This window comes from Pseudaeromonas sp. HNCC25DJ182 (assembly GCF_055413365.1).
In genome coordinates this window covers 1-1,621 of sequence record NZ_JBVAYG010000031.1, presented here as the reverse complement: position 1 = coordinate 1,621, position 1,621 = coordinate 1, and the positions used below count along the sequence as shown (strand labels likewise).

At 53.0% G+C, this 1,621-nt stretch carries 3 protein-coding genes; all 3 read right to left on the bottom strand.

Annotation, left to right across the window (positions count from 1 at the left end):
• On the bottom strand, nucleotides 1–543 hold a 543-nt coding region (locus ACZYUB_RS16580; RefSeq protein WP_463949339.1), incomplete at its 3' end, for a transposase.
• 74 nt (nucleotides 544–617) lie between these two features.
• Nucleotides 618–932 (bottom strand): transposase, encoded by a 315-nt coding sequence (locus ACZYUB_RS16575; RefSeq protein WP_463949338.1) that lies wholly within the window; start codon nucleotides 930–932, stop codon nucleotides 618–620.
• 205 nt (nucleotides 933–1,137) lie between these two features.
• Entirely contained in the window at nucleotides 1,138–1,542 is a 405-nt protein-coding gene (locus ACZYUB_RS16570; RefSeq protein WP_463949337.1) for a VOC family protein, read from the bottom strand.
• Nucleotides 1,543–1,621 lie beyond the last annotated feature (79 nt).

Sequence of the window (1,621 nt, the reverse complement as noted above, 5' to 3'; positions counted from 1 at the left end):
TGTAATGAACTCCTGTTGTAGCCCATAGCTTTTGACCAGCGCGGTGTAGTTGCGGCTGGTAAACACCAACCCATTGTCGCTGCGTAACAAGAACGGCGTGGTTACCCGTCCCAGGCATCCGAATCGGGTTATCAGCGCTTGCTCCAGCGCCGCCTCGGCCGTCTTAGATTTACCACTGCGCGATAGATGCCAACCCAGCAACTCTCGGGTATGGCAATCAATCACCAAGGCCAACGAACACCAGCCATCCTGTCCAGCCCAGATCCGGTAGAGGTCGGTCGCCCAACGCTGGTTTGGGGCAGACGCCACCGATGGCAAGGCCTGGATCCGTGGGCGAAACCCGACCGGGCGCTTGCGGACTTGCCACCCCTTGAGCTGGAAGATGCGCTGTACTGTGTTCTTGTTGAAGCCCAGCAGTGCCGCCACGGTTCGATAACCGAAGGATGGATTCTCCTCGATCATGACCTTGATCGGCGTAACCAGATGCTCCTGAACCTTGGGCGCGGCCTTGACGCTTCGGTAATACCAGCTGCGCCGCGGCAAGCCAAACCAACGACAGATTTTACTGACGGAGACTTCGGTACCCTCGGCGCGTAATCCCTGCTGAACATCGGCGACTATCTGTCGTCCTCGCCGAGCAGGGAGGCCAACTTTTTTCTGGCGCGTAACTCCAGCATGGCTTCGCCATAGGCCTCTTGAAGCTCTTTGAGTTGTTTCTCGTACTGCTCGCGGATATCCAACGGCTTGGCGCGCAGAGCGTTCTCCATGCCCTGTTTGGCATCATTAACCCACTCCTCAATTTCAGAGGGAGTTAAATCGAAGGCGCGAGCCGCCTCGGAAACTGTGGTCTTGCCCTGGATTATGTCCATGACCAACGCGGTCTTGCGCTTGGCGGTCCAACGTTTGATTTCTTCTTCCATCATGATGCTCATGTCTGTGATCTCCACTCATTATGACCTGAGCAGGATTTCAGTGGGTCATTACACGGCCCGACAGACGGCTTCGAGTTTCGGTGTCACCGGCATGAGCAAAAGCCGTGTTTGCCAGTCGATGGCGAGGTGTGAATATTGGTTATTGCTGGATTTTGGATTAAAGCGGTTTATTTCAGACCCGTTTGAACTGTTTATCCGGCGCCTGTTATGGCCGATTATTATTGAGCTGCAGCAAATCCCATTTATTGCCATACAGATCCTGGAATACCACCACGGTTCCGTATGCTTCCTCTCTCGGCTCTTCGTTGAAGACCACGCCATTCGCCTTCATCAGCTGATAATCCCGCCAAAAGTCATTGGTTTGCAAAAATAAGAACACACGGCCACCGGTTTGATTGCCAATACAGGCCGCTTGCTCGTCGTTACTCGCCTGGGCCAGCAGCAAGTTCGTGCCATTCGAGTTGGGGGGTGACACCAGCACCCAACGTTTACCACCCCCCAAGTCGCGATCTTCCACCAAATTAAACTGTAGCTTTTGGGTATAGAAAGCAATGGCATCGTCATAATTCGCAACGACCAATGCGATATTACTGATTTGCTGTTGGATCATATTGGATCTGCCAAGTAGGGAAAGGGCTGACTATGTATTTCTTTATCGGTAATATGCCTATTCAATTTCAAGCACGCTA

What these genes read in the sequence shown, in the direction of transcription:
- ACZYUB_RS16570 (WP_463949337.1), bottom strand. Translation starts at nt 1,542, where the DNA reads ATGATCCAACAGCAAATCAGTAATATCGCATTGGTCGTTGCGAATTAT.
- ACZYUB_RS16575 (WP_463949338.1), bottom strand. Translation starts at nt 932, where the DNA reads ATGAGCATCATGATGGAAGAAGAAATCAAACGTTGGACCGCCAAGCGC.